Origin of the sequence: Achromobacter veterisilvae, from assembly GCF_037619525.1 — a bacterium.
Lineage (GTDB): Bacteria > Pseudomonadota > Gammaproteobacteria > Burkholderiales > Burkholderiaceae_B > Achromobacter > Achromobacter veterisilvae.
This window is the reverse complement of sequence record NZ_CP148753.1, coordinates 6274864-6299628: the sequence shown is the minus strand read 5'-3', so window position 1 is coordinate 6299628 and position 24765 is coordinate 6274864. Positions and strand designations below refer to the sequence as shown.

The 24765-nt window shown below is 68.9% G+C and carries 22 protein-coding genes; 10 read left to right on the top strand and 12 right to left on the bottom strand.

Going from position 1 to position 24765, the window contains the following annotated elements:
• Positions 1-10: 10 nt before the first annotated feature.
• The 4 genes from WHX56_RS29375 to WHX56_RS29360 form a co-directional block, all read right to left on the bottom strand.
• Positions 11-1177, bottom strand: coding sequence for an acetyl-CoA acetyltransferase (locus WHX56_RS29375; protein WP_338879718.1), 1167 nt, complete (start codon positions 1175-1177; stop codon positions 11-13).
• Positions 1174-1548, bottom strand: coding sequence for a Zn-ribbon domain-containing OB-fold protein (locus WHX56_RS29370; RefSeq protein ID WP_129242556.1), 375 nt, complete (start codon positions 1546-1548; stop codon positions 1174-1176). The genes WHX56_RS29375 and WHX56_RS29370 overlap by 4 nt, the downstream gene beginning before the upstream one ends.
• Positions 1541-2503: a tripartite tricarboxylate transporter substrate binding protein gene (locus WHX56_RS29365; protein WP_338879717.1), complete on the bottom strand. Its 963-nt coding sequence runs from the start codon at positions 2501-2503 to the stop codon at positions 1541-1543. The genes WHX56_RS29370 and WHX56_RS29365 overlap by 8 nt, the downstream gene beginning before the upstream one ends.
• A 160-nt stretch (positions 2504-2663) precedes the next feature.
• Positions 2664-3596 (bottom strand): LysR family transcriptional regulator, encoded by a 933-nt coding sequence (locus WHX56_RS29360; protein ID WP_338879716.1) that lies wholly within the window; start codon positions 3594-3596, stop codon positions 2664-2666.
• A 151-nt stretch (positions 3597-3747) separates the two neighbouring features.
• On the opposite strand from WHX56_RS29360, the gene WHX56_RS29355 reads away from it, so the two are divergent.
• From WHX56_RS29355 to WHX56_RS29340, 4 genes are all read left to right on the top strand, one after another.
• Complete coding sequence (locus WHX56_RS29355; protein WP_129242553.1) at positions 3748-4542, top strand: enoyl-CoA hydratase; 795 nt, start codon at positions 3748-3750, stop codon at positions 4540-4542.
• Positions 4542-5678: a CoA transferase gene (locus tag WHX56_RS29350; RefSeq protein WP_338879715.1), complete on the top strand. Its 1137-nt coding sequence runs from the start codon at positions 4542-4544 to the stop codon at positions 5676-5678. Before WHX56_RS29355 ends, WHX56_RS29350 begins: the two co-directional genes overlap by 1 nt.
• A 40-nt stretch (positions 5679-5718) precedes the next feature.
• Entirely contained in the window at positions 5719-6630 is a 912-nt protein-coding gene (locus WHX56_RS29345) for a LysR family transcriptional regulator (protein ID WP_129242551.1), read from the top strand.
• 114 nt (positions 6631-6744) lie between these two features.
• A complete protein-coding gene (locus WHX56_RS29340) occupies positions 6745-7740 on the top strand; it encodes a tripartite tricarboxylate transporter substrate binding protein (RefSeq protein ID WP_338879714.1) in 996 nt (331 codons plus the stop codon).
• Between the two features lie 58 nt (positions 7741-7798).
• Here WHX56_RS29340 and WHX56_RS29335 read toward each other — a convergent pair whose 3' ends face one another.
• The 7 genes from WHX56_RS29335 to WHX56_RS29305 are packed head-to-tail and all read right to left on the bottom strand — an operon-like array spanning position 7799 to position 16917.
• A complete protein-coding gene (locus tag WHX56_RS29335) occupies positions 7799-8980 on the bottom strand; it encodes an acetyl-CoA C-acyltransferase (protein ID WP_338879713.1) in 1182 nt (393 codons plus the stop codon).
• 14 nt (positions 8981-8994) lie between these two features.
• On the bottom strand, positions 8995-11094 hold the full coding sequence (locus WHX56_RS29330; RefSeq protein WP_338879712.1) for a 3-hydroxyacyl-CoA dehydrogenase NAD-binding domain-containing protein: 2100 nt from the start codon (positions 11092-11094) through the stop codon (positions 8995-8997).
• Positions 11095-11130: 36 nt separating this feature from the next.
• A complete protein-coding gene (locus WHX56_RS29325) occupies positions 11131-12264 on the bottom strand; it encodes an acyl-CoA dehydrogenase family protein (RefSeq protein WP_338879710.1) in 1134 nt (377 codons plus the stop codon).
• Positions 12265-12277: 13 nt separating this feature from the next.
• Positions 12278-13462, bottom strand: a complete 1185-nt coding sequence (locus tag WHX56_RS29320) for an acyl-CoA dehydrogenase family protein (RefSeq protein WP_338879709.1) — start codon at positions 13460-13462, stop codon at positions 12278-12280.
• Positions 13463-13487: 25 nt separating this feature from the next.
• Positions 13488-14351, bottom strand: a complete 864-nt coding sequence (locus WHX56_RS29315; protein WP_129242982.1) for an IclR family transcriptional regulator — start codon at positions 14349-14351, stop codon at positions 13488-13490.
• Between the two features lie 13 nt (positions 14352-14364).
• Positions 14365-15351, bottom strand: a complete 987-nt coding sequence (locus tag WHX56_RS29310; protein ID WP_287756466.1) for a Bug family tripartite tricarboxylate transporter substrate binding protein — start codon at positions 15349-15351, stop codon at positions 14365-14367.
• Positions 15352-15393: 42 nt separating this feature from the next.
• Positions 15394-16917 (bottom strand): class I adenylate-forming enzyme family protein, encoded by a 1524-nt coding sequence (locus WHX56_RS29305; protein ID WP_338879708.1) that lies wholly within the window; start codon positions 16915-16917, stop codon positions 15394-15396.
• A gap of 255 nt (positions 16918-17172) precedes the next feature.
• Between WHX56_RS29305 and WHX56_RS29300 the strand changes: the two genes are divergently transcribed.
• From WHX56_RS29300 to WHX56_RS29290, 3 genes are all read left to right on the top strand, one after another.
• Entirely contained in the window at positions 17173-17937 is a 765-nt protein-coding gene (locus WHX56_RS29300) for a class II aldolase/adducin family protein (protein ID WP_338879707.1), read from the top strand.
• A gap of 153 nt (positions 17938-18090) precedes the next feature.
• Positions 18091-20388 carry an FdhF/YdeP family oxidoreductase gene (locus WHX56_RS29295; protein WP_338879706.1) on the top strand — a complete coding sequence of 766 codons (2298 nt, stop codon included), beginning with the start codon at positions 18091-18093 and terminating at the stop codon, positions 20386-20388.
• Positions 20385-21296, top strand: coding sequence for a bestrophin family protein (locus WHX56_RS29290; protein ID WP_338879705.1), 912 nt, complete (start codon positions 20385-20387; stop codon positions 21294-21296). Before WHX56_RS29295 ends, WHX56_RS29290 begins: the two co-directional genes overlap by 4 nt.
• Here WHX56_RS29290 and WHX56_RS29285 read toward each other — a convergent pair.
• Positions 21293-22723 carry a PLP-dependent aminotransferase family protein gene (locus tag WHX56_RS29285; protein WP_338879704.1) on the bottom strand — a complete coding sequence of 477 codons (1431 nt, stop codon included), beginning with the start codon at positions 22721-22723 and terminating at the stop codon, positions 21293-21295. The two genes, WHX56_RS29290 and WHX56_RS29285, sit on opposite strands and share 4 nt — an antisense overlap.
• 118 nt (positions 22724-22841) lie before the next feature.
• On the opposite strand from WHX56_RS29285, the gene WHX56_RS29280 reads away from it, so the two are divergent.
• Genes WHX56_RS29280 through WHX56_RS29270 form a run of 3 tightly spaced genes read left to right on the top strand, consistent with a single transcriptional unit; the run spans position 22842 to position 24750 of the window.
• Positions 22842-23582 (top strand): GntR family transcriptional regulator, encoded by a 741-nt coding sequence (locus WHX56_RS29280; RefSeq protein WP_338879703.1) that lies wholly within the window; start codon positions 22842-22844, stop codon positions 23580-23582.
• The gene (locus WHX56_RS29275) at positions 23582-24439 is read left to right on the top strand and encodes a sulfite exporter TauE/SafE family protein (RefSeq protein ID WP_338881852.1); all 858 of its coding nucleotides are present in this window, start codon (positions 23582-23584) and stop codon (positions 24437-24439) included. The genes WHX56_RS29280 and WHX56_RS29275 overlap by 1 nt, the downstream gene beginning before the upstream one ends.
• Positions 24436-24750: a DUF1634 domain-containing protein gene (locus WHX56_RS29270; RefSeq protein WP_129242997.1), complete on the top strand. Its 315-nt coding sequence runs from the start codon at positions 24436-24438 to the stop codon at positions 24748-24750. Before WHX56_RS29275 ends, WHX56_RS29270 begins: the two co-directional genes overlap by 4 nt.
• The last annotated feature ends 15 nt before the right edge of the window (positions 24751-24765 follow it).

The window sequence follows — 24765 nt, the reverse complement described above, 5'->3', positions numbered from 1 at the left end:
CGAGTCTCCTTCAGTCCATCCAATTGGTCAGCACGGTCGTGGCCTGGGCGCTCAGCACCCCGCCGTTGCCGTGCACGAGCGCCGTGCGGGCCCGCTTCACCTGCCGTTCGCCGCATTCGCCGCGCAGTTGCCGCACGGCTTCCACCAGGCCGAACATGCTGTACATGCCGGGGTGCACGCAGGACAGCCCGCCGCCGTTGGTGTTCACCGGCAGTTCGCCGCCGGGGGCGATGCGGCCGCCGGACACGAAGGCGCCGCCTTCGCCCTTGCGGCAGAACCCCATGTCTTCCAGGAACAGGATGGGGTTGATGGTGAAGGCGTCATAGAGCTGCACCAGGTCGATGTCGGCCAGCGACACCCCGGCCCGCTCGCGCGCCTGGCCGGCGCTTTCTCCGGCGACGGTGCGCGTCAGGTCGGCCATGCAGGCGATCTGCCGGTGCGAATGCGCCATGGCCGTTCCCAGCACGTAGACAGGGCGGGCCGTCTCGGCGCGCTCGGCCGCGGTCACGACGATGGCGCCCGCGCCATCGGTCACCAGGCAGCAGTCGCGCGCGGTCAGCGGCGAGGAAATCATGCGCGCCGACAGCACTTCGTCGATGGAGAGCGGGTCGCGCTTGTAGGCTTCCGGATTCAGCCGCGCCCAGGCGCGCGCGGCCACGGCCACTTCGGCCAGTTGTTCGCGGGTGGTGCCGTATTCATGCATGTGGCGGCGCGTCGCCAGCGCGTAGCTGGTCGGCGGATTGAAGGGCTGGAACGGCTCTTCGTACGGAAACGGATCCAGCCGCGCGCGGGCGCCGGAGGTCGCCGAGACGCCGTTGCCGCCGCGCGGCGCGGCGCCGTAGGCGATCACGATATTGCGGCACAGGCCGGCCTGGATGGCCGACGCGGCCATCAACAGGTGGCCGACGAAAGAAGCGCCGCCGATCTGGGTGCTGTCCATGAAGCGCGGAAACACGCCCAGGTATTCGGCCAGCTTGTTCAGCCACATCGAAGAGGACAGGCTGGCGCTCATCAGGCCGTCGATATCCTCCATGCGCAGCCCCGCGTCCCGCACCGCCGCGTGTACCGCCAGCGAGGAGATCTCCAGGTCGTTCAGGCCGCCGGCGTCGCCGATGCCGGCCGTGGCGCAGCCGGTGATGGCGATCGCGCCGCGCAGGCTTTTGTTCCAGTCCGTCATGAGGCCTCCGGTTCGAACACGACGCGGGCGCGCTGCGGGTCGGGCCGGGCCGTCAGCCGCATGCCGATGCGCGGCGCTTCGGGCCCGAGCAGCGTGGACATCATGCGAAATCCTTCGTCCATGTCGGCCAGGATGACGTTGCGCGCGGGCGCCTGCGGCGTGGCGGGGATCTCCGAATAGGAATAGAGCGTGGCGCCGGCGCGCATGGGGCGCCAGGCATATTCCTGGGAACGGCAATGCGCGCAGTGCGTGCGCGGGAAAAAGAAGGCACGTCCGCAACTGCGGCAGACCTGGACTTCCAGCCGCCCCGCGCGCAGCGTTTCGGCGAAGTAGGCTTCCGGCGACGGGGAGCCGTTGCGGGCTTCACTCATCCTTGACCCCGGCCTGCGTAATGACGGCTTGCCACTTGTCCATCTCGTCGCTGACGAACTTCCGGTATTGGGCCAGATCCATGTCGCCGGGCTCGGAGCCGGTCGAGCGGATGTAGTCCTGGGTCGCCTGCTGCATCGCCGCCTTGCGGATTTCGGTGTTCAGGGCCTGGACGATGTCGGCGGGCGTGCCGGCCGGGGCGTAGACGCCCACCCAGGTGTTCAGGTCGAAGCCCTTGTAGCCCAGTTCGTTGAGCGTGGGCACGTCGGGATAGCGGGACTGACGCTGGGCCGACGCGATGGCCAGCGGGATGATCTTGCCCGATTGCAGATAGGCGTTGGCCGTCACCGACTCCGCCATGCCGAAGGGAACCTGGCCGGAGACCAGGTCCGTCATGGCCGGGCCCGCGCCTCGGTAGGACACGTGCATCAGCGGCAGGCCGCTCTGGGCGCGCAGCAGTTCGCCGACGATATGGGGCGCGCCGCCGGCGCCGGCCGTGCCGTAGGGCACCGAGGGCTGCTTCTGCGCGTAGCTCTTGAAGTCGGCGAAGGTCTTGATGCCCTGGTTGGCGTTGACCAGCAGGAAGTTGGGACTGACCGCCAGCAGGGCGATGGGCTCGAAGTCCTTGCGCGCGTCGTAGGGCAGCTTCTTGATGACGGGGTTGATCACATGGCTGGTCGCGCCCACCAGCACGGTGTAGCCGTCCGGCTTTTGCCGCGATACGTATTCGGTGGCGATCTGGCCCGTGGCCCCCGGCTTGTTTTCCACCACGAAGGGCTTGCCCAGGCGGGTTTGCAGGTCGGCGGCGATGCGGCGGGTCAGGATGTCGGTCATGCCGCCGGGGGCATAGGCCACCACCAGCGTCACGGGCTTGGCGGGATAGCCTTCGGCGGCGGCGATGGCGGGAACGGCTGCGAGCAGCGTCAATAGCTGCTTCAGGCGGGACTTCATTTTCATGCGGGGTCTCCTCGTCCTGCGGGCATGTCTGCCCGGCTTGGTTATGGTGTCGAGGAACCGTCTTGGGGCGCGTGGCGGGCCGCCTGCCTGGCGGGCCTCGACGCGTCAATGATGGAATCGGCTCATCATTCCAACAATTGATTAATTGTCATGAAGGCATTCATGAAAGCGATGAATCGCCGGCGGACGCGGGCTGGCCCAGTCCGTCCAGATGCGCTTCGAACTCGGCCAGGAATGCCGCGGCGGCGCGCGGCAGAAGGTGGCCGGCGCGGCGCAGGATGGACAGTTCGTGCAGGGCCTGGGGCTCGTCGGCGATGCACAGGGCGCGCAGGCCCATTTCCTCGCAGACGCTGCGCACATAGCCGGGCATGACCGTGATGCCCATGCCGCCGCGGATCATGGCGAAGGCGGTGGTCAGGCTGCCGGTCTGCGCCACGCTGCGCACCGCCAGGCCCCGGTCCAGCAGGATCTGGTCCATCTTGCGGCGCACGGCGTAGGTGCCGCGCAGCAGGATGTGGGGATAGCGGGCCAGATCGCGCCAGCGCGCCTGCCCGGCGGCGGCCAGGGGGTGGCCGGACGGCACCACGGCGTACATGGGGCCGCGGTAGGCGACGCGGCAATCCAGCCGGGGGTCCTGGCTTTCGACCGCCACCAGGCCCAGGTCGGCCTTGCCGTGCAGCACGTGTTCGGTGGCTTCGTCGCCGGTAAGCTCGTGCAGGTCGAAGACGATGTTGGGATGCCTTCCGTGGAACCGCGCCACCACCGGCGCCACCAGCGTATGCATCATGATGGGCGAGGCGGCGATGGACACCTCGCCGCGCTCCAGCCCCGCCAGGCTGCTCAGGCTGCGTTCGGCCGCGCGCAGCGATCCGAAGGCTTCCTGCGCATAGGCGTACAGTTCCGCGGTGCCCTCCAATAGCTCCACGCCGCGGGCGGAGCGTTCGAACAGCGCCAGCCCGACGGCCCTTTCCAGTTCGGAGCACAGTTTGCTGACGGTGGACTGCGTCAGGTTCAGCGCCTCGGCGGCGCGGGTGAAATTCTTCAGTTCGCAGACGGCGCAGAAGGCCCGGAGCTGGCGCAGCGTGATGCCCATGGTACGACTCCCGCAAGAGGCGGCTATCGTACCCAAGTCGTCCACGGTTTTATTACTTATTCCGTTACGGACTTATTCTATGAAAATTACTCGTTTGTTGTGATCAAACGACGCCCGTAGCATCGGTGGCATCACCCTAGCTGGAGCTTCCATGACCGCGCCTATTCCTTCCTTTGCCCACGCCCTCGTGACCCGCGACGACCGGGGCGTCTACACACTGCAGATCCATGACGCCAAGAGCCTGAACATCCTGGCCTCGCCTGTGACGCTCAGCGTGATCGAAGCCGCGCGCTGGATCGCGGCCCAGGACGACGCCCGCGCGGTCGTCATCCGCGGCACCGGCGACAGGGCCTTCGTGGGCGGCGCCAACATCTATGAAATGGCCGAGCTGGACCCGCAGGGCGCGCGCGAGTTCATCACGCGCCTGCGCGACCTCTGCGACGCGGTGGCCGCGATCCCGGTTCCCACCGTCGCCCGCATTCCGGGCTTCTGCCTGGGCGCCGGCATGGAACTGGCCGCGGCCTGCGACATCCGCCTGGGATCGGCGGATGCGGTCTTCGGCATGCCGGAGGTGCGCGTGGGCATTCCGTCGGTGATCCATGCCGTGCTGCTTCCGGCGATCATCGGCCCCGGCCCGACCAACTGGCTGCTCCTGACCGGCGAAACCGTGAACGCGGCGCAGGCCTCGCAATGGGGATTCCTGGAGTTCGTGAGCGCCACGGGTGAACTGGACGCGCTGGTCGAACGCACGGTGGCGCCCATCGCGGAAAGCGGCCCGCTCGCCGTGCGCTCGCAGAAGGCCCTGCTGCGCTACTGGAGCGAGTCCACGGTGGAGGCCGGGCTGGACCGCAGCGTGGCGGCCTTCGGCGAGGCGTTCACCACCGACGAGCCGCGCCGCTACATGGCGCCCTTCGTCAACCGCAAAAAGCACCAGGAGGCCAAGTAATGGCCGGCCCGCTCGCGGGCGTGCGCGTCATCGACATGACCTCGGTGGCCATGGGCCCCTACGCCACGCAGATCCTGGCCGACATGGGGGCGGAGGTCGTCAAGGTGGAGGCGCCCGAAGGCGATGTGTTCCGCACGTCGGCGCCGGCCGCGCATGCGGGCATGGGGCCGGCCTATCTCAACCTCAACCGCAACAAGTACAGCGTGACGCTGGACGCCAAGGCGCCGGCCGACCGCGAAAGCCTGTTGGCGCTGATCGACGGCGCCGACGTTTTCGTCTCGAACGTCCGTCCGGCGGCCCTGGCGCGGCTGGGGCTGGACGCGGCCTCGCTGTGCGCGCGCAACCCGCGCCTCATTTACTGCTCGGCGGTGGGCTTCGGCCAGGACGGCCCCTACGCGGCGCGCCCGGCATTCGACGACATCATCCAGGCGATGAGCGGGCTGGCCGATCTGCAAGGCCGCAACAGCGGGGCGCCCGCCTACGTGAACACCATCCTCGCCGACAAGGTGGCGGGCCTGACGCTGGCCTACGCCATCCCCATGGCGCTGTACGAGCGCGAGCGCTCGGGGCAGGGGCAGGCCATCGAGGTCCCCATGTTCGAAACGCTGGTTTCGTTCACGCTGGTCGAGCACATGAGCGGCCACAGCTTCATCCCGCCGCTGGGGCCCATGGGCTACAGCCGCGTGCTGTCGCCGCAGCGGCGCCCCTACCGCACGCGCGACGGCTACCTGGCCCTGCTGCCCTACACCGACGCGCAATGGCGGCGTTTCTTCGCCCTGGCCGAGCGTCCAGACCTGGCGGCGGACGCGCGCTACGTCGATGCCGCGGCGCGCGCCCGGCATTTCGACGAGCTGTACCAGGACCTGGCCGACATCGTCGCGCTGCGCGGCACGCGGGAGTGGCTGGCGCTGCTGGCGGAGGCGGACATTCCGCATTCGCCGGTGAATACGCCGGAAGCCCTGTTCGACGACCCCCACCTGAAGGCGACCGGCTTCTTCCAGCAAGTGGAACATCCGACCGAGGGGCCTCTGATGGCCGCAGGCATCCCGGTGCGCTTTTCGCGCACGCCGGGGGAAATCGCCCGTCCGGCGCCGCGCCAGGACGCCGATCGCGATATGCTCCCGGTTGGGCGCTGAGGCAGGCATGGCCGGAGAGCGCCAGGCGGCGACTTCGACCATGAACATCACTCTCAAGCAATTGCGCGTTTTCTGCGCGCTCTACGAACTGCGCAGTTTCACGGCGGCCGCCCGGGCGGCCTTCGTGACCCAGTCGGCCGTCAGCAAGCTCTGCGCCGAACTGGAGGCCGAGGTCGGCCAGCCGCTGTTCGAGCGTTCCACGCGCAGCGTCACGCCGTGCGACGGCGCGGCGGATTTCTACGCCTACGCGCAGGAAATCCTCGGCACCGTGCGCGCCGCCGAGCGCAGCATGTCGGGCCTGCGGACGCTGGAGCGAGGCACGGTGGGGGTGGCCACGTCCCCCCTCATGATGGTCGGCCTGCTGGGGGACGTGGTGGCGGATTATCACCGCGCGCATCCGAGCGTGAAGCTGGACCTCTTCGAATTGTCGACCGACGACACCTTCGAACACGTGCGCAACGGGCGCGCCGACTTCGGCATCGTCTCGGTCGAGACGCCGTCGGACGAACTGGCCACGCGCGTCATCTACCGCGACACCATGTTTGCCGTGTGCGCGCCGCGCCACGCGTTGACGCGCAAGCGCTCGGTGTCGTGGGCCGACGTCGCCGCCCACGACCACATCATGCTGCGCAACGTGTACAGCGTGCGCCGCAGCCTGGACCGGGTCGCGGCCGACCTGAACCTGGAATTCCGCTACCGCATCGAGGCGGGCATGCTGATATCCGCGCTGAAACTCGTGGGCGCGGGCCTGGGCATTACCGTCGTGCCCGGCTACGCCTGCGATCTGGCGCGCCAGCTCGGCCTGCGCATCCTGCCCATCGACGGCGCCCGCAGGCACGGGCACGAGCTGTGGCTGATCCAGCGCCGCAACGCGCGCCTGTCGCTGGCGGCGTCGGCTTTCCTGCAGGCCACCGAGGACTACCTGCGCCTGCGCCAGGCTGAGGGCGATTGATCCCGGTTTGGAATAAGTCTATGAAAATTAGTCCCTTGTTGGGATAAGCGGGGCGCAAGCATCATACGGGTTGAATTGAAGAGGCCGACCCGCGGCCCCTGACAGGAGACAAGCATGACTCAACCGTTCGGCGCGCGCCGCCGCCTGCTGGCTGCCGGCAGCCTCACCGTCCTGACCGCGCTCGCTGGCGCATTGCCCGCCGGCGCGGCGCAGGCCCAGCCGGCCTATCCGGACAAGCCCATCACCATCGTCGTGCCGTTCTCGCCGGGCAGCGCCACCGACACCAGCGCGCGCATCATCGCCGAAAAGCTCGGCCCGCGCCTGAACGTCCCGGTCGTGATCGAGAACAAGCCCGGCGCGTCCGGCACCATCGGCTCGTCGTTCACCGCGCGCGCCCTGCCCGACGGCTACACGCTGATCCTGACCAGCAGCTCGACGCATTCGGCGACCCCGGCGCTGTTCCGCAAGCTGCCGTTCGACCCCACCGGCGACTTCATCCACGTCATCCGCATCGCCACCATCCCGATGATGCTGGTGGTGCGCGAGGACGCGCCGTACAAGTCGCTGCAGGAACTGGTCAAGGCCACGCAGGCCAAGCCCCTGAACTACGCCTACGGCTCGCCCACCAGCCAGATCGCCGGCGCCACGTTCAATACCGTGGCCGGCGCGGCCGCCAATGGCGTGCCGTACAAGAGCCAGCCGCCCGCCGTGACCGACCTGCTGGGCGGCCACGTCGATTACCTGTTCGCCGACCTGTCCGTCGTCACGTCGTTCATGCAGGCCGGAAAGCTGCGCGGGCTGGCCTACACCGGCCACGAACGCGCCAAGGCGTTCCCGGACGTTCCGACGCTGGCCGAACTGGGCTACAAGAACTTCGACCTGGTCGTCTGGGTCGGGGTCGCCGCGCCGGCCAGGACGCCCGACGCGATCGTGCAGAAGTTGAACCAGGAAGTCGCCGCCATCCTGCGCGAACCCGACGTTCTTCAGCGCTTCGAATCGCTGGGCATGCAGGTGTCGCCCAACACCGTCGCCGAACACCAGGCTTTCGCGCAGTCGCAGCGCAAGGTCTGGACGCAGCGCGCGATCGACGCGAAGATCGAGCCGCAATAAAGAACCGCACGCGGAAAAAAAACGGAGCGGCCCCGGCCGCTCCGTTTTGCTTGGGCGTTCAGAATATCTCGAACAATCCCGCCGCGCCCATGCCGCCGCCCACGCACATGGTGACCACGGCGTACCGGGCGCCGCGCCGCTTGCCTTCCAGGAGCACGTGCCCCGTCAGGCGGGCGCCGGTCACGCCGAAGGGATGGCCCACAGAAATCGAGCCGCCGTTCACGTTGAGCCGGTCCATCGGGATGCCAAGACGGCGCTGGCAATAGAGGGCCTGGGAAGCGAAGGCCTCGTTGAGTTCCCAGAGGTCGATGTCCTCGACCTTGAGGCCATGGCGTTCCAGCAGGCGGGGCACGGCGTAGACCGGGCCTATTCCCATTTCGTCGGGGGCGCAGCCCGCCACGGCCATGCCGCGGAACGCGCCCAGCGGTTCGAGATTGGCGCGCTCGGCGTCGCGGGCTTCCATCAGCACGCAGGCGGCGGCGCCGTCGGCCAGTTGCGAGGCGTTGCCCGCGGTGACGAACTTGTCCGGACCCATGATGGGCGCCAGGCCCGCCAGGCCGTCGGCGGTGGTCGAGGGGCGGTTGCAGTTGTCGGCGCTGACGGTGACTTCTTCCTGGCGCGTGGCGCCGGTTGCCTTGTCCGTGATCTGCATGGCGGCGCGCACGGCGATGATTTCGGCGTCGAAGCGGCCTTCGCGCTGGGCCGCCGCCGTCAACTGCTGGCTGCGCAGGGCGAACTCGTCCTGGTCTTCGCGGCTGATGCCGTAGCGCTGCGCGACGATGTCGGCGGTGGCGATCATGGGCAGGTAGAGTTCGGGCAACTGCGCCTGGAGCCAGCCGTCGATGCCGCTCACGCCGTCGTCGCGCGTGCGCAGCAGCGAGCAGCTTTCCACGCCGCCGGCGATGACGGGGCCCGAATGGCCCATGACTACGCGGGCGGCGGCGTCGGCCACGGCCTGCAGGCCGGAGGCGCAGAAGCGGTTGACGGTGGCGCCCGCGACGCTTTGGGGCAGTCCGGCGCGCAGCGCCGCCTGGCGGGCCACGTTGCGGCCGGTGGTGCCTTCCGGATAACCGCAGCCCAGGACCACGTCCTCGATGCTGTCCGGATCCACGCCGGCGCGCTCGACGGCGGCCCGGACGGCGTGGGCGGCCAGGGTGGGGCCCTGGGTGATGTTGAATTCGCCGCGCCCGGCCTTGGTGAGCGGGGTGCGCGCGGTGGAGACGATGACGGCTTCTCGCATGATGGGGCGATTCCTCAGGGTTGTCGATTCAGCTTGCCGAAGGTCGAGCCTTCGCGGGCCAGGCGCCGCAGCAGTTCCGAGGGGGCCCAGAACCCGGGGTCTTCCTTGGCATAGGATTCCAGATCGGCCAGGATGGCCGGCAGGCCGGCATCGTCGGCGTATTTCATGGGGCCGCCGCGCCAGCGCGGAAAGCCGTAGCCATTGACCAGGGCGGCGTCGATGTCCGCCGGCCGCAGCGCGATGCCGTCTTCCAGGACCTTGGCGGCCTCGTTGACGAAGGCGGCCATATAGCGCCGCACGATTTCCTCGTCGCTGAACGGGCGGGCCGCGATGCCGCGCGCGGCGCGTTCGTCGTCGATCAGGGCCAGCACCTCGGGATCGTGCTGGCCGCGCTGGCCGCGTTCGGGATAGCGGTAGTAGCCCCGTCCGGTCTTCTGGCCGAACCAGCCCCGTTCGCACAGCCGGTCGGCCACGCGCACGTAGCGGGCTTCGGGCGGGCGCGTCGCGGCCTTGCGCTTGCGGGTCGCCCAGCCGATGTCGCCGCCGGTGAGATCGGCCGTGCGGAAGGGGCCCATGGCGTAGCCGAAGCGCTCCAGCGCCTGGTCGATCTGATAGGGCGAAGCGCCGTCCTCCATCATGAAGTTGGCCGCTTCGCGGTAGACGTAGAGAATGCGGTTGCCGATGAAGCCGTCGCATACTCCGGCGCGCACCGGCACCTTGCCCAGCCGTCGCGCGAGCGCGAAGCCGGTCGCCACGACGTCGTCGGCGACCTGCCCGGGCACCACGATTTCCAGCAGTTTCATGACGTTGGCGGGCGAGAAGAAATGCAGCCCGATGACGTCCTGCGGGCGCGAGATCCGCCGCGCGAGCTGGTCGATGTCCAGATAGGAGGTATTGGTGGCCAGGATGGCGCCGGGCCGGCAGACCCGGTCCAGTTCGGCGTAGACCCGGGCCTTGACTTCCATCTCCTCGAACACCGCCTCGACGACCAGGTCGGCCTCGGCCAGCGCGGCGTAGTCGGTCGCCGCGCTCAGCCGGGCCAGGCGCCGCGCGCGCGCCGCCGCATCTATCCTGCCGGCATCCAACTGCCGCTGGTAGACGCCGCCGATCCGGTCCTGGCCCGCCTGCAGCGAGGCCGCGTCGCGTTCGATCAGCACCACGTCCAGGCCGGCGTCGAGCATGGCCACGGCGATGCCGGCGCCCATGGTGCCGCCGCCCACGACGCCGACCTTCTGGACGGGGCGCGGCCGCGCGGCGCCGGCCGGCGACTTCCCGGCCAGCCTCTCGGCGAAGAACGCGTGGGCCAGGCCGCGGTGCTCGGGGCTGGCCACGCATTGCAGAAAGGCCTCGCGCTCGAACCGCAGGCCCGCTTCCAGGGGCTGTTCCAGCGCGGCCGCTACGCAGTCCAGCAACAGGCGCTGGGCGGGCAGCGCATGGGGTTTCGCGGCCAGGCGTTGGCGTTGCGCCGCCACGGCCGCCAGCCCCGCCTGCCTGGCCGCGTCATCGATCCTGTCCGGGCGCGCCAGCGCGCCTTCGCGCAGGGCCCGCGCCTTGCGCACGGCCGCGTCCAGCAGGACGGGCCCGTCGCAGACTTCGTCCAGCAGGCCCAGCGCCAGCGCGGCATTGCCGTCGACGTTGCGGCCCTCCAGCATCAGCGGCAGGGCTGCCGCGGCGCCGATCAGGCGCGGCAGGCGTTGCGTGCCGCCGCCGCCGGGCACCAGTCCGAGCTTGACCTCGGGCAGGCCCAGCCTGGCGTCGGCGGTGCCGACGCGGGCGTGCGCGGCCAGCGCCAGTTCCAGGCCCCCGCCCAGCGCCACGCCTTGCAGGGCGGCGACCACCGGCTTGGCGCTGGCCGAGATGAGCAGGGCGACGTCGCCGGCCCAGGGCGGCTGCCGGGGCTGGTCGAACTCCCGGATGTCGGCGCCGGCGCTGAAGTTGCCGCCGGCGCCGTGCAGCACGATGGCCTGCACCGAGGCGTCCAGGGCGGCGGCGTGCAGGGCGTCGTGCAACTGTTGGCGCAGCGCGTGGTCCAGCGTGTTGAGGGGCGGATGGTTCAGGCCGAGCAGCAGGACGCCGTCCTGGCGCGTGGCGTGGATGCGGGTTTGTTCAGGCATGGGCATGGCGATGCGGGAATGGGAAAAAAGCGGATTTCAGGCGCTGGCGGGCGCGGCAAGGCCCTCGGCCAGCAGGGCGAGATGGTCGTCCTGCGAACCGAAGGCCGCGTCGCAGCACAGCAGCTTGCGGTAGTAGTGCCCGATGGGATATTCGTAGGCCATGCCCATGCCGCCATGCAACTGGATGGCCTGGCCGCCGACGTGGCGCGCGCTTCGGCCCACCGTGAGCTTGGCCAGGCCGAGGTCGCGGCGCGCCTCGGCGTCGCCCGCGGCGGCGGCATCGGCGCGCAGGGCCGCCAGCAAGGTCATGGAGCGGGCGCGTTCGGCGGCGATCAGCATGTCCACGTAGCGGTGCTGCAGCACTTGCAGCGCCGCCAGCGGCTTGCCGAACTGACTGCGTTCGTGCAGATAGTCGCGGCAGATTTCCAGCGAACGCTCCATGGCGCCCAGGGCGAGGGCGCAGGTGGCCGCCAGGCCGCGGTAGACAGCCCGCAGCAGCAGGGTTTCGGCCGCCGGGCCGCTGGCCAGGCAGGCCGTGGCGGGCGTGTCCCGGAAGACCAGGTCGGCGCTGCGCGTGCCGTCGGCCAGCGGGGCGCCGCCGCGGGTCAGGCCGTCGGCGGCGCCGTCCACCAGGAGCAGCGCCACGCCGTCCTCGCCGCGCGCCGCGACCACGAGCCAGTCGGCTTCCGCGCCGTTGTCGACCAGCACCTTGCGGCCGGACAGCAGCCAGGTCTCGCCCCGGCGCTCGGCGCGTGTGTCGGCCGGGAGCGGCGCGAAGCCGCGGTCGCTTTCGGTCCAGGCGAGCGCCAGGCTGGCCCGGCCGGAAATCGCGGCCCGCAGGGCGCGCGCCGCCGCCGAGCCGGCGGCGGCGCCGGCCAGCAGCGGCGCCGCCAGGATGGCGCTGGCCAGGAGCGGTTCGGTGCAGAGCGCGGCGCCGGCGCCCTCCATCAGCAGCATGGTTTCTTCCGGCCCCAGGCCCAGGCCGCCGTCGTCCTGCGGCACCGTCAGTCCCAGCCAGCCCAGTTCGCCCATGGCTTGCCAGGCCTCGGAAGGGGCGCCCGCGGGCCGGCCCAGCCGTTCGAGATGGCGATCGAATCCGTAGGCGGTCGAAAAGTAATCGAACACGCTTGCGCGGATCATCTCTTGTTCTTCGGAGAGGTTCAGGTTCATGGCGTGTCCTTGCTTATTTCTGGAACCGGCTCTTGGCGATCACGGTCTTCTGGATTTCGGAGCTGCCGCCATAGATGGTGGCCACGCGGTTGAAGAGGTGGTCGCCCAGCAGGCCATGGGCCGTGGCGTCGCCGATCGGCGACTGCGTATAGCGGCCGGTGTAGACCATGCCGTAGCGGCCGGCGAGGTCCAGCAGCAGTTCGGTCAGGGCCTGGCAGATTTCCGAGCCTTCGATCTTCAGCATGGAGGAATCCGCGACGTCGAAGCCCGCTCCCGGGCGGTAGGCCGAGAGGGCGCGCAGCTCGGTCAGTTCGAGCGCGCGCAGGCGGGCCTCGATCTCGCACAGGCGCTGGCGGTAGAGCGGGTTGTCGATCGGGCGGCTGCCGTCGGCCAGCGGATGCGAGGCCAGGCGCTGCGCGCGCGCCAACTGCATGCGCGAGCGGCCCACGCGGGCGATCATGGCGCGTTCATGGCCGAGCAGGAACTTGGCGTAAGTCCAGCCTTCGCCTTCCTTGCCCACCAGCCCCGACTTGGGGACGCGGACGTCGTTGAAGAACACTTCGCAGATACTGGCGCCTTCGTCGATGGTGCGCACCGGCCGGACTTCGACGCCGGGCGTCTTCATGTCGAGCAGCAGGAAGGAAATGCCCTGCTGCGGCTTGCCCGTGTCGGCCGTGCGCGCCAGGCAGAACATCATGTCCGCGAAGCGCCCGTGCGTCGTCCAGGCTTTCTGGCCGTTGAGCAGGTAGTGGTCGCCGCGGTCGACGGCGCGGGTGCGCAGCGAGGCCAGGTCGGAACCGGCGTTCGGCTCGGAGAAGCCCTGGCACCACCACGTGTCGGAGTTCAGGATGGCGGGCAGGTATTGGGCCTTCTGTTCTTCCGAACCGAAGGTGTAGATCACCGGCCCCACCATGGAGATCCCGAACGGGATGGTCTCGGGCGCGCATTGCAGCGCCAGCTCGTGGAGGAACACGCGCTGCTTGCTCAGGCTCCAGCCCGTGCCGCCGTATTGCGTGGGCCAGGCCGGCGCGATCCAGCCCTGGCGGTGCAAGTGCTTCTGCCAGTCCACGTATTCCTGCTTCTCCAGTTTCTCGCCGTACAGGACTTTGCGGCGGACGTTCTCGGGCAGGTGGGCCTGCGCGAAGCGGCGGACTTCCAGCCGGAATTCCCGCTCTTCGGGCGTGACTTCAATATCCATGGTGGTGATCGCTTTGTGGGTGCCTTCAGATCGGCGGGATGGAAGAGGGCGCCTTGATGTGGATGGGCACATCCGGCAGGAACTCGGCGGCGACGTCATTGACCGTGCCCGGGATGTCGCGCAGGCGCGCCGCGACGTCCTGCCGGGTGCCGGCGATGGCCAGGGCCAGCAGGCCGGCGCGGTCGCCGGCGCCGGGGTCGCTGACCAGCGCGAAGGAAAAGGACGCGCGGTTGGCGCTTTGCAGGCGGTGCGAATACACGAAACCGGCCTGGCGGGCCTTGTCGACGATGGCCAGCACCTGCCGCAAGGACGAGACCGGCGATTTGTGTTCGGCGCGCGCCAGGCAGACGCTGGCGATGGCGCACACCTCGTCGTCGGGCAGTTGCGCCAGCAGCGCGTAGCCCATGCCAGTGTCGATCAGCGGGCGCACGACGCCGATCGGAACCTGAGTCTTGCGGTCCTTGGCGCCGTAGAGCACGTGGGCGTACTGGACGTAGCGGCCGCTGCGCTGGCCGAGGATGATGCTCAGGCCCAGCCGTTCGCCCAGCGCGCGCATGGCCAGGCGCAGATTGCTGCGGGGCAGGGCCAGGTCGTGCACCCAGCCGCCCAGCAGGTTGAGCCGCAGGCTGGGCATGTAGGTGCCGTCGTCCGGGTTGTGGCACAGGTAGCCCATGCGCATCAGCGTCTGGACCAGCATCCAGGTGCTGGACTGCGGATAGCCGCTGGCGCGCACGATCTCCGCCAGGCTGACCGGACGCCCCAGTTGTTCGAGCAATTCGATCAGTTCGAGCACGCGCTGGGCCGATTTGACCGAGCGCTGGCCCAGGTCGCGCGTGCTGTCCTTGACGGAAGCGTCGGGGAGTTCGAGCCGGCGGGAGGATCGGGACATGGCGGGTGGCCGGTCAGTCGGTGCGGATGTTGGCCTTGTTCGCCAGGTCGGCCCAGCGCTGCAGGTCGGTCTGGAAGAAGGCGGCGAAGGACTTGGGGTCGCTGCCGACCGGATCCAGGTTCATGCCGACGAGCTTGGACTGGACTTCCGGCGCCTTGACGGCGTCGGCGATCTGCGCCGCCATGTCCTGGACGATGGCGTCGGGCGTGCCCTTGGCCGCGAACAGCCCGAACCAGGCGCCCAGGTTGAAGCCCTGATAGCCGAGTTCCGCCATGGTGGGGATCTGCGGCAGCGTCGCCATGCGCTTGTCGCCGGTCACGGCCAGCACTCGGACCCTGTCCGAGTTCAGGTGCGGCAACGCCGAGCCGATGTCGGGAAAGGCGAACGAGACCACGCCGGCCAGCAGATCGGACATCATGGGCGCGGCGCCCTTGTACGGCACGTGCTGGGCGTTGGTTTTCGTTTCCTGCAGGAATTGCGCGCCCAGGAAATGGCCGGTCGAACCGTTGCCGTACGAGCCGTAGCTGTATTTCTGGGGCGAGGCGCGCAGCGCTTCCACAAGGGCCTTGACCGAGTCCGCCTCGACGCCGCCGCGGTTGACCACGAGCACGTTGGACGACCTGGCGACCAGCGATACCGGGATGAAATCGCGGTCGACCTGGTACGGCAGCTTGATCGTGGAGGTGGCCGGCAGTTGCGACATGGTGGTGAATCCCAGCATGAAGGTGTAGCCGTCGGCCGGCGCGCCCAGCACCGCGTTGCCCGCGATGACGCCCGAGCCGCCGGCGCGGTTCTCGACCACGATGGGCTGCTTGAGGGCGCCGCCGATATGCTGGGCCAGCAGGCGGGCGACGGTGTCGGCCCCGCCGCCGGCGGCGCTGGGCACGATGAAGCGGATCGGCCGCGCGGGCCAGCCGTCCGCCGCGTGGGCGGGCAGGCTGCATGCCGCGACGATCGCGGCCGCCGCCGCGAGGAAATGCCTTCTGGCTGCCAGTTTCATGCTTGTCTCCTGTTGTTGGGTATTTTCTATGGGTGTGCCGAATCAGATTCCGCGCGCCATGTCGACCATGGCCTTGCGGAGGATTTTTCCGTTGTCCGCCGCCGGCAGGCGGGCCAGCAGGACGATCTTCTGGGGCCGTTTGTAGGGCGCCAGCCGCTCGCGAGCGAATGTCTGGAGGGCGTCCGCCTGGACGCAGCGGCCTTCCTCGGCTTCGACGAACGCGACGATCTGCTCGTCGCCATCCTTGGGGACGCCGACCACACAGGACTGGCGCACGCCGGCATACGCGTTCAGCGCCGCCTCGACTTCGCTGGGATAGACGTTGAAGCCGGAACGGATGATGAGATCCTTGATGCGGCCCATGACGAAAAGCGCGCCGTCCGGGTCCTCGCGCAGCAGGTCGCCGGTGCGCAGCCAGCCGTCCTGGCCGAGGGCCTGGGCCGTCTGTTCGGGCGCCTTGTAATAACCCTTCATGACGTTGGGCCCGCGCACCTGCAGTTCGCCGACTTCGCCCGGCGCGACCTCCCGCGCTTGCTCATCCACGATGCGCGCCCGCATGCCGGGAATCAGGTAGCCCACGCTCAGGTCCGTGCGCCGCTGGCGGTAGGGGACCATGCTGATCGTCGGCGAAGCTTCGGTCAGTCCGTAGCCATTGTTTATCGGTTCGCCGAAGATGGCTTCGATCCGGGCCTTCAGGGACGGGTCCAGCGGCGCCCCGCCGCAATGCAGCAGGCGGATCTTCGGCGCGGCGATGGCGGTTCCCTGTTCGTGGGCTTGCAACAGGCGCACGTACATGGCGGGCACGCCGTGCAGCATCGTCACGCCCTCGGCCAGGGCGGCAACCGCGTGCGCGATGTCGAAGCGGCCGGCCAGTTGCAGCGTGGCCCCGGCGCCCAGCGCGGCAAGCGCCACGGTGCTCAGGCCGTAAACGTGGGAGATGGGCAGCGCCGAATACACGCGGTCGTCCGGGCCGGTCCCGCGGGCGTGGCGCGCGACCGCCGAGGAATGGCCCAGGTTGGCGTGCGTGAGCATCACGCCCTTGGGGGCGCCGGTGGTGCCGCTGGTGTAGATCATGACGGCGACCTGTTCGCGCGCGTCGGCCTGCACGGGTTCGGCGCGCGCGGCGGGATCGGCCGCGGTGCAGGAGTAGGCAAGCCCCGCCACCTCGAATTCGCTTGCGCCGTGGCGCAGGCCGTGGGCACGGGCGTCGGCGGACAGGCCGCTGGCGGCCAGCAGCAGCCGGGGTTCGCAGTGCGCCTTGATGGCATCGACCTCGATGCCGGTCATGCGGGCGTTGACGACGACCGCCCAGGCGTCCAGCCGGCTGCAGGCCAGCACGGCGGCCAGTTGGGCGCAGCCGCTTTCGCCGACCACCAGCAGGCGGTCGCCGGCGCGCAGCCCGCGGGCCGTCAGCGCGTCCGCCAGCGCGAGGACGGCGGCATCGAGCTGCGCGTAGGTCCAGGCGCCTTCATCGGAAACCAGGGCCACATGGTCGGCCTGGTGCGGCAGGTGCCGGGCGACCAGTTGGTGGATACGGAAATCGGTATCGGGAAGATCGGCGGACATAGGAGCGGCAAGGTGTCTGTGCGGGACTGCGGATGAGCCGAATCATAGGAATGATGATGGGCCATTTCCATCACATATGTGAATTATCCGCGCGCCCCGTCAGGCCGCGGCGTGCCCGGGCGGGGGAGGGCGGGCCGCCAGGGTGGCCGGCCGGCGGACGCCGGGCGCGCCGGTTCCGGGCCAAAGCGAATAAAGTGCTGGGCAAGGCCCGGGGCGCGGTCGCCCCGGGGCGGATTCCACATACAAGGAGACGGCATGGATACGGCAGGCAAGACGGGCGGCGGCGTGCGCGAACGCGTGGGCGAGACGGAATGGCAGGTGCGCAAGGACCTGGCGGCGCTGTACCGGCTGGTGGCGCTGTTCGGCTGGGATGACCTGATCTTCACGCACATCACGGCCAAGGTGCCGGGCACGGAACACTTCCTGATCAATCCCTACGGAATGATGTTCGACGAAATCACGGCGTCCAGCCTGGTCAAGATCGACCTCGACGGCCGCAAGGTGATGGAGTCCGAGTACGACATCAACCCGGCCGGTTTCACGATCCATAGCTGTATCCACGCGGCCCGCAAGGACGCGATGTGCGTGCTGCATACGCATTCGATCAATGGCGTGGCGGTATCGGCGCAGAAGGAAGGGCTGCTGCCCCTGTCGCAGTTCGCGTTCATCGTGCTGCGTTCGCTCAGCTATCACGATTACGAAGGCCTGGCGCTCAATCCCGAGGAGCAGCCGCGCCTGGTGCGCGACCTGGGCGCCAACAACTACCTCATCCTGCGCAACCACGGCCTGCTGACCGTGGGGCAGAGCATGGCCGAGGCGTTCCAGGCCATGCACCGGCTGGAGGCCGCCTGCATGGTGCAGGTGCGGGCCCAGGCGGGCGGGGAACTGACCTTCATCCCGCCCGAGGTATTGGCGCGCGCGGCGGTGGAATCGCCCGCCGACCGCGCGCACAAGGCCGCGCTGGCCTGGCCAGGACTGCTGCGCCGGCTGGACCGCCGCAACCCCGGCTACGCGGACTAGCGAGCGCGGCGGCGCGCGACTGTACTCTTTCGCCGCCGTCCGAACTGCACTCTTCGCGAGGGCGGCGGCTTCTCTATATTGGACTCCTGGCTCGCGCCGGCCCCAGGGCCGGCGCTTTTTTCCCGCCCTCCGGGATCGACCAAGGAGATTCACATGAGCAAGCGACGCGACGTGCCGGGCATCAGGCCTTACGGCGGGCCCGCTGGCGGCTGGGGAGCGCTCAAGGCGACCGCGCAGGCCGTCCGGCAGCAGATGGACCGCATCGAGGCGCCCATCGTCCTGCTGCGGACCAACCAGCCCACGGGTTTCGACTGTCCCGGCTGCGCCTGGCCGGACAAGGAGCACCGCTCCACCTTCCAGTTCTGCGAGAACGGCGCCAAGGCCGTCACCTGGGAGGCGACGACCAAGCGCGTGACGCCGGAGTTCTTCGAAAAGAACACCGTGTCGTCGCTGCTGCGGCTTTCCGATTTCGAACTGGAGGGCATGGGGCGGCTGACCCATCCCATGGCCTACGACCGCGCCACCGACACGTTCCGCGCGGTTTCCTGGGACCAGGCCTTCGAACGCATCGGCGCGGTGCTGCGCGGGCTGTCTTCGCCGGACCAGGTCGAGTTCTATACTTCGGGCCGCGCGTCGAACGAGGCCGCCTACCTGTTCCAGCTATACGCCCGGGAATTCGGGACGAACAATTTCCCCGATTGCTCGAACATGTGCCACGAGCCGACCAGCGTGGGCCTGCCGCGCTCCATCGGGATCGGCAAGGGCACCGTGTCGCTGGCGGATTTCGAGGAGACCGAACTCATCATTTCCATCGGCCACAACCCCGGGACGAATCATCCCCGGATGATGGGCACGCTGCACGAGGCCGCGCGGCGCAAAGTCCCCATCATTGTGTTCAACCCGCTGCGCGAGCGCGCGCTGGAACGGTTCGCCGATCCGCAGAACCTCATCGAAATGGCCACCTACGGCTCCACGCCGATCGCATCGTCCTACCTACAGGTCAGGGCGGGCGGCGACGCGGCCGCGCTCAAGGGCATCATGAAGGCGCTCCTGGACATGGAGGCGGAGACGGGCGGCGTGCTGGACCGCGATTTCATCGCGGCGCACACCGAAGGGTTCGACGCGCTGGCGGCGGATCTGCTGGCGACGCAATGGCCGGACATCGAAAAGGAAAGCGGGCTGGCCCGCGCGGACCTGGAAGGCGTCGCGCATGCCTACGCCAGGTCGAAGGCCACCATCGTCACCTACGGCATGGGCATCACGCAGCACAACACGGGCACGGCGAACGTGCGCCTGATCGCGGACCTGTTGCTGATGCGGGGGAACTTCGGCAAGCCCGGCGCGGGCATCTGTCCGTTGCGCGGCCATTCCAACGTGCAGGGCAACCGCACGGTGGGCATCACCGAGAAGCCGTCCGGGGAATTCCTGGCCCGCATCGAGGACGTATTCGGCTTTTCGCCGCCGCATGCGCACGGCCACGACGCCGTGAAGGCGATGCAGGCCATGATAGACGGCTCGGCGAAGGCCCTGATCTGCCTGGGCGGAAACTTCGCCGTCGCGCTGCCCGACCCTGAACTCAGCTTTCCGGCCATGGGCATGCTGGATCTGAGCGTGCACGTGGGCACCAAGCTCAATCGCTCGCACCTGCTGGTGGCCAAGGAGACGTTCCTGCTTCCGTGCCTGGGGCGGACGGAACTCGATATGCAGGAGAGCGGCGCGCAGTCCGTCACGGTGGAAGATTCGATGTCCATGGTGCACGCCTCGGCCGGCAAGCTCAAGCCGGCCTCCGAGCACTTGCGCTCGGAACCCGCCATCGTGGCGGGCATGGCGAGCGCGACGCTGCCGGACAGCAAGGTGGCGTGGCTGGACCTGGTGGCCGACTACGACAGGATCCGCGGCCTGATCGAACGCACGGTGCCCGGATTCGACGGCTACAACGCGCGCATCCGGGTGCCGGGCGGCTTCCGCCTGCCGCTGCCGCCCACCGAACGCAAGTGGGAAACGCCCTCGGGCAAGGCCGTCTTTTCCGTGTTCCGCGGGTTGCGGGAAAGCTACGACGCCTGGGACGACGATGTCCTGCGCCTGGTCACCATCCGCAGCCACGACCAGTACAACACCACGATCTACGCGATGGACGACCGCTACCGCGGCGTGTTCGGCCGGCGCGACATTCTGTTCATGAACGCGGCGGACCTTGCCGCGCGCGGCCTGGAACACGGCGACCTGGTCGACATCGAGACGATTTCGGCGGACCGGGCGCTGCGCCTGCCGGGCATCACCGTCGTCGAATACGACATCGCGCGCGGTTCGGCGGCCGCCTATTACCCCGAAGCCAATGTGCTGGTTCCCCTGGACTACATCGACGAAGACAGCGGCACGCCGTCGTACAAGTCGATACCCGTGCGGGTCCTGCGGTCCCGCGCGGACCGGCCGGAGCGGGAGGCGGCATGATCGTCAGGCCCGGGCAAAGCTGGTTCAGGCTGCTGTTCATCTGGAACGGATCGGTACTGCAATCCATCATTCCCCAACTACTTTTCATGGCCGCCGTCAGCAGCCTGGCGGTGGTGACGCACGGCCGGATACTCGGCGAGAAGATACCGCTGAACACCACGCTGCTGACGCTGTTCGGGCTGACGCTCGCGATCTTCCTGGCGTTCCGCAACAACGCCAGCTATGAACGCTTCAACGAAGCGCGGCATCTGTGGGGCAACCTGCTGATCGCGTCCCGCGCGCTGATGTCGCAGACCTTGCGCTACCTGCCCAGCGGAACGGACCGCACGCGCTTCATCCATGCGCTGATCGCGTGCGTCTATGCCTTGAAGCACCAGTTGCGCGGCAGCGACCCCTGTCCGGACTTCCGGCGCCTTTTGGGCGAGGGGCCGGCGCAGGCCTTGCGCGACAAGTGCTACAGGCCGGTGGCGCTGCTGGACGACCTCCGCAACGGCTTCGCCGGAATGCGCGAACGCGGCCAGATATCGGATACGGCGCTCTGGATGCTGGATGCGCAGCTCAATGAACTGGGCAAGGTGGTGGGGGGATGCGAGCGCATCGCCTCCACGCCCATCCCCTTCGCGTACGGCGTGCTGCTGCATCGCACGATCTACACCTACTGCATCATGCTGCCGTTCGGGCTGGTCGATTCCGCGGATATCTTTACGCCGCTGCTTTGCGTGTTCATCTCCTACACGCTCATCGCGCTGGAGGCGATCGCCAACGAAGTCGCCGAACCCTTCGGGCTCGCGCCCAATGCGCTGGCGCTGGACTCCATGACGCGCGGCATCGAACGGTCGATCCTGGAATTGTGCGGCCGCGACCTCCCGGAGGAGGTGGCGCCGCGCTATCCCTACCAGTTGACCTAGGGCCGCCGGGCGCAGGCCGCGGCGATCTTGCCCACGGCGATCACGGCCCGCTCGATCTCGCCGGACCACGGCGTGCTGTAGTTGAGCCGGATGAAATTGCGGTAGCCGTCCGACACGGAGAACATCTGCCCCGGGCCGACGGTGATGCCGCGTTCCAGCGCCAGCCGGTACAGGCGCATCGCGTCGACGCGGGGCGGAAGCTCCACCCACAGCAGGTAGCCGCCCGCCGGGGTGGAAGTCTTCGTCCCTGGCGGGAAGAAGCGCTCGACCATGGCCTTCATCAGCCTGGCCTGCTGGGCGTACGTCTTGCGGATCTTGCGCAGATGGTAGTCGTAGCCGTCGCGTTCGAGGAATTCGGCGATGGCCAACTGCGGCAGCGAGGGCGTGGTCAAGGTGTTCAGGAACTTGAGCTTCTCGACTTCGTCGCGATAGCGGCCGGGCAGCGCCCAGCCGATCCGGTAGGCCGAGGTCAGGCTCTTCGAGAACGACGAGCAGTGCAGGACCAGTCCCTTGCGGTCGAAGGACTTCAGCGTGCTCGGATGCGAGTTTCCGAAGTGCAGTTCGTTGTAGACGCCGTTCTCGATGATGGGGATGCCGTGCTTCGCCGCCAGCTCGACCAGCGCCCGCTTGCGCTCGTCGGGCATCAGGAATCCCAGCGGATTCTGGAAGTTGGGCATGACCATGCAGGCGGCGACGGGCTGCGACGCGATGATGGCCGCCAGCGCGGCGATGTCGATGCCGTGTTCGGGATGGGTCGGCACCTCGATCGCCTTCATGCCCATGCGCTCGATGGCGTGGAGCATGGCGTAGAACGTGGGCGATTCGACCGCGATCACGTCCCCCGGCCGGGCGACGGCCTGGAGGCAGATGTTCATGGCTTCCGTCGCGCCCACGGTAATGATGATCTCGTCCGGATCCACCCGCATGCCTTTTTCCAGGTAGCGCCGCGCGATCTGGCGCAGCAGCTTCGGATGGCCGGGAGGCAGGGCGTCTTTCAGGCCCAGCAGCGTTTCGTCGCGCCCGGCGGCATAGGCGTAGCGGTTGAGCTTCTGGAAGGGGAAGAGGCCGGGATCCGGATAGGGCGAGCCCAGGGGAACGGCGTCGTTGGCGCAGATCGAGCGCAGCGTGGACAGCACCAGGCGGCTGACGTCGACCGGCGAGGACGTGGCGGCCGGATGGGACAGGCCGAGTTCCGAGGCCCGCGGCGCGCCGCCGCCGGCCCGCGCGCTGACGAAATAGCCCGATTGCGGCTTGCTGGCCACCAGGCCGCGGCTTTCGAGCAGCAGGTAGGCGCGGGTGACGGTCGTGATGCTGATGCCGCGTTGCTGGCTGGCCTGCCGCACGGATTGGAGCTTGTCGCCCTCCCGGTACACATTCTTGCGGATCAGGCCTTCGATTTCGTCGGCCAGCTTTTCATAGAGCGTCATCGTTTGTCTCCTGCTTCGGCTTGCCGGAAACAGGCGCCTAGCTTATCAGCGCGTCCCTCGTTTTGGGGGAGCTATAAACATCATGACATCATGATGTCGTGATGTTATGCTGCCGCGTATGCTGAACGAATCCGACTATGCCCCCCTGTACGCCCGGGTCGAGACCGCGCTGGCCGCCGAGATCGCGGCCGGCAGCCTGCCGCCCGGCAGCCAGCTTCCGCCCGAAGACCGCCTAGTGGAGCGCTTCGCCGTCAGCCGCACGACGGTGCGCAAGGCGGTCGAACACCTGGTGGCCCGCGGCCTGGTCGAGATCCGGCGGGGCAAGGGCACGTTCGTCACCGAGCCGAAGCTGACCCAGGCGCTGACCGGGCTGAGCGGCTTCGTGGAAGACATGGTGGCGCTGGGCCGCCATCCCACGGCCCGGCTGCTGGACAAGCGGCCCGTGCCGGCGGGGGAAACCGTCGCGCGCCAACTCGGCGTGCCGCAGGGCACGCAGGTGTACCGCATCGAGCGCGTGCGGCTGGCGGACGGCGTGGCCATGTCGTTCGACGAAACCTACCTGCCGCTCGACATCGGCGAAAAGGTCGCCAGCAACGACCTGGAAGCGGAGCCCATTTTCGACCTGCTGGAACTGCGCTACGACCTGCCGCTGGTCGAGGCGCAGTACCAGCTCGAAGCCGTCACGGCGGACGAGCGCGTCGCCCGGGCCCTGGGCGTCGAGCCCGGCAGCCCGATCTTCCTGATCGAGCGCACGTCCTACACCGCGGGGCAGCGGCCGGTCGACTACGAAAAGCTCTACTACCGCGGCGACCTGATCCGGTTTTCCACCCGCCTGTCGCGGCTTCCGCGCATCGGATGATGGACACGTCCGAGATCCTCTGGCTGTTCGCGGCGGCCTTCGGGGCCAGCGCGCTGGGCGGCGTGCTGGGGATGGCCAGCGGCATTTTCATCGTGCCGATCCTGACGCTGCTGTTCGGCGTGGACATCCACGTGGCGATCGGCGCCAGCATCATTTCGGTGATCGCCTGTTCCTGCGGCAGCGCGGCGCCGTTCCTCAAGGGGCGCCTGACCAACGTGCGGCTGGCCATCGTTCTGGAAACGGCCACCACGCTGGGCGCGCTGACCGGCGTGTTTCTCATCGGCATCGTCTCCACTGAATTCCTCTACGGCCTGTTCGCCGCCATCCTGGCCCTGTCGGCGCAGCAGATGCTGGCGCGCCGCCGCGAGGCGCCCGATGCCGGCGCGCCGGCCACCGCATGGGCTACGGCGCTGCGCCTGCATTCAAGCTTTCCCGACCGCGCCCTGGGCCGGGAAGTGCACTACCAGGTCGGCCGCGTGCCGCTGGGTCTGTCCCTGATGTACGGCGCGGGCCTGATCTCGGCGCTGCTCGGCATCGGCTCGGGCGTGCTCAAGATCCCCGCGATGGACGCCGCCTTGCGGCTGCCCATCAAAGTGTCCTCGGCCACGTCGAACTTCATGATAGGCGTGACCGCCGCGGCCAGCGCGGGCGCCTATTTCGTGCGCGGCGACATCGACATCGGCATCGCGGGGCCGGTCGCGCTGGGCTCCGTCGCCGGCGCGCTGCTCGGCGCCCGCCTGCTGCTGGGGCTGCCCGCGGACAAGCTGCGCGTCTTCTTCGTGATCGTCCTGGCGCTGCTCGCCGTGCAGATGCTCCTGAGCGCCCTGGGCGTGTCCTTGCCGGGAGGCCTGAAATGAGCTCGCCGGGCCGTCCGGCGGACGGGCAGGCCCGGCGCGACCGCGGCATCGCGGCGCTGCTCTGGTATGGCACCTGGGCCGCCTCGGCCTGCATCGCCCTCGGGATGGCCGTGGATTTCCTGCTGCCGCAGGCGGGCCTGGCCGGCTATCGGCTGGTGCAGGCGGGAGTGGCCCTTTTCATCCTGCTTCCGGTCGCGCGGGTGGCGCTGATGCTGGCCATCTTCCTGCGCGAACGCGATTACGCCTACACCGCAATTTCCGCGCTCGTCCTGCTCATCATCGCGGCGGGCGTGCTGTCCGGCCTGCGCTGAGCCGGCGGCGGCCGG